Raw genomic sequence first — 3,071 nt, forward strand, 5'->3', positions numbered from 1 at the left:
CGACAAGGCCCGAGAACTGCGCGTGGCGCTGCGCGAGCGGATGTTTTACGTGCGGCTGCGGACGATGACCAAGAACCGCATCGTCACGGTGTTCGATCGCTATCCGGAGCAGACGGCGCAGTTGAAGCAGCTCGGCGACCTGTTCGGCAAGGCCGGCCGCGTCCAGCTGGCGCAGGTCAACGTCTCAGAGATCGACCGCATCCAGATTGATCGTGGTCTCGCCTTCATCACCGACATCGATGGGCGGATCAAGCAGTCGGAAGCAACGATCCGGGCCATGACCAAGGCCAATGCCAATGTGAGGCTGTTGAAGACAATCCCCGGTATCGGCGAGTTCTTCGCCCGGCTGATCGACGCGGAAATCGATGACATATCGCGGTTTCGCAATGCCAAGAAGCTTGCCGCCTATGCCGGCCTTGTACCCTCGACCTATTCCAGTGGCGGCAAGACCTTCCATGGCAAGATCATCAAACAGGGCAACAAGTGGCTGCGCAGGGCTTTCGTGGAAGCGGTCTCGCCGGCCATCGCCAGCGATGCGCAACTGCGCGCCCAGTACGAACACCTGAAGTTTAGAGGAGTAAACAAGGCGCGTGTTGCGATCGCGCGCAAGCTTTTGACGATCGCCTTCCAGATCCTGCGTGACCAGCGCGCTTACGAGCCGCGCGGCGAAAGCCCCACGGAAGGCGCGTCGGCGATATCCCGGTTGTCCTGATGATCGTCCAGCGAGCCCGGCAGGTCTGGGCTGCGCTCCTCAAGGAGAATGGGAAACCGGGAGCCGAACGCCATTCTGTGACCGAAGCCACAGGGCATCAGGGTCACGCATTGGAGCATGGTTCACGAACCGACGGACGCAAACAACCTGTCCAGCGGACGGAGAAGATTTAGCCGATCGGCAAAAGCGCCGGTCAAACCATAACCGAACCCAAGGAGAAGCCGGCAAATGGCGGTGTTTTGTCCCTTGTGTTCTTTCATTGGAGCAAACATGTCCAAAGTAACTTTGAAGGATGTCGCTCGAGAGGCGAAGCTCGGATTGGCGACAGTCGAGCGCGTCATCAATGGCCGCGGCGGCGTCACCGAGAAAACTATCGAGAAGGTTATCCGGGCGGCCAAGAAGCTGGAGTACGGGACACGCCAGTCGCATTTCAACCGCGGCGCAATCCGCATAGAGGTCATCCTCGTTCGCCCCGAAACGAGTTTCTTCGCGCGGCTGAATCAGGCCTTCGAACGGATCGCCGCGTCACTCGACAAGAATGTCATTTTGCATCGGACCTTCGTCAAAGAGAGCGATCCGGTTGGCATGGCGCGTCACGTCGCTAATCCGGCCTTCCGGCGTTCCGGACTGATCATATGCGCACCCGACGATGCGCGTGTCAGCGCCAGTCTCCGAAAGGCCAGCGCAGCCGGCGTGGAAGTGGTTCAGATCGTTGCCCGCTGCGATCCTGATATCCCGTTCGTCGGCATTGACGATTACGCCGCCGGCCGTTGTGCCGCCTACTACATGACCGGCATGCTTGGTGCCCGCGCCGGAAAGCTCGTTGCACTCTGTCATAGCGGCGCCTACGCAAATCACCGCCTGCGCATCAAAGGGTTTTCCGACTACATCGAGGAGCACGGCCGCACGGAGCATTCCTTCTCGCTTGTCATGTTCGGCCATGACGATGATCTTCAATCGGCGGAGCTGTTGAGCGAGGCGCATCGCCGCAACCCTGATATCATCGGCGTCTATTCGGCCGGCGGCGGCGACGAAGGCGTGGCGATCGTCCTGCAACAATGGGCAAAGCACAAAGACGTTTACTGGGTCGGCCACGAGCTGACAGACAAGAAGAAACGTCATTTGCAGTCCGGCCTCATGGACATATGCATCGACCAGACGCCCGAGGTTCAGGCACGACGGGCCGTCGACATGATCCTGCACAAGCTCGACATCATCCACACCGAGATCATCACCGATCCGGTACGCTTCACGACGATCAATGCCCAGAATGTTTAGCTCCTGTGCATTTGATCAAAACGCCTCAGGGAGCACACTCGCCAACGTCGCAATTTCGTGCTGTCTAGCCCTCAACCGAACCTGAGGAGGCGCCGATGCAATCCCTATCCGTCTTCCAGTCGCTCTGGGCAATGGAGCGCCGCAGCGCCATCCAGCCGGAACTGTCGCTTGAAGAGAGCATCGAGCAGATCGCGGAAGCCGGCTTCGATGGGGTGAGCGCCCACTGGTACGACCGCATCTACGTCAGCCGCTTGCATTCGCTTCTGAAGCCGCACGGGCTGAAGGCCGAGGGCCAATGCTTCCCGAAGAGCGTGGACGATCTGAAGCCTGCGCTGGAGAACGCCGCCGAATACGGGGTCGCACACCTCTGCCTGCAGCCCGATGTCCGGCTTCGCCGCATCGAGAACTGTCTTCCGCTGCTCGAAGGCTGGCAGCGATTGAGTGAAGAGGCGAAGATTCCGGTCTATGTCGAGACCCATCGCGACCGGATGACCACCGACCTCTTCTTCACGCTCGATCTCTTGGATCAGCTTCCCAATCTCCGGCTGCTCGGCGATCTGTCGCATTTCCTTGTCGGGCGCGAATTCGCATGGCCCGTGTCGGCGGAAAACCATGACATGATCCATCGCATCCTCGACAACTCATGGTCCTTCCATGGGCGGGTCGCGTCGCGCGAACAGGTGCAGATAGAAATCTCCTTCCCGCACCACCAGCCATGGCTCGATCTCTTCATGGACTGGTGGGAGTATGGTTTTCGAAGCTGGCGACGCCGGGCAGGCCCCGATGATACACTCGCCTTTACCTGTGAACTCGGCCCGAAGCCTTACGCCATCACCGGCCGCGACGGGGAGACCGACCGGTGGGAAGAAGCACTACTGCTGAAAGAGCGGGTGAAAGAACTCTGGGCCCGCACCGCCTGACAATCGACCGCACGTAACAATCTGGGAGGAATTCGACATGGACGTTCGCGCCGCCGTTGCCGTTGAGGCTGGAAAGCCGCTTGAAGTGATGACCGTTCAGCTGGAGGGACCACGGGCCGGCGAAGTGCTGGTCGAGGTGAAGGCGACGGGCATCTGCCACA

General features: G+C 60.0%; 3 protein-coding genes and 1 pseudogene. All 4 read left to right on the forward strand.

What is annotated here, in order from left to right:
• Positions 1-712 (forward strand): IS110 family transposase (locus ATY79_RS22925; RefSeq protein WP_141105761.1); only part of this gene is annotated, 712 nt, incomplete at its 5' end.
• Positions 713-982: 270 nt separating this feature from the next.
• A complete protein-coding gene (locus ATY79_RS22930) occupies positions 983-1,990 on the forward strand; it encodes a LacI family DNA-binding transcriptional regulator (protein ID WP_088704987.1) in 1,008 nt (335 codons plus the stop codon).
• A 95-nt stretch (positions 1,991-2,085) separates the two neighbouring features.
• Complete coding sequence (locus tag ATY79_RS22935) at positions 2,086-2,910, forward strand: sugar phosphate isomerase/epimerase (RefSeq protein WP_088704988.1); 825 nt, start codon at positions 2,086-2,088, stop codon at positions 2,908-2,910.
• Positions 2,911-2,947: 37 nt separating this feature from the next.
• Positions 2,948-3,071, forward strand: a pseudogene (locus ATY79_RS30650) (S-(hydroxymethyl)glutathione dehydrogenase); the annotation flags it as partial.

Origin of the sequence: Rhizobium sp. R693 (assembly GCF_002211315.1) — a bacterium.
Taxonomy (GTDB): Bacteria; Pseudomonadota; Alphaproteobacteria; order Rhizobiales; family Rhizobiaceae; genus Rhizobium.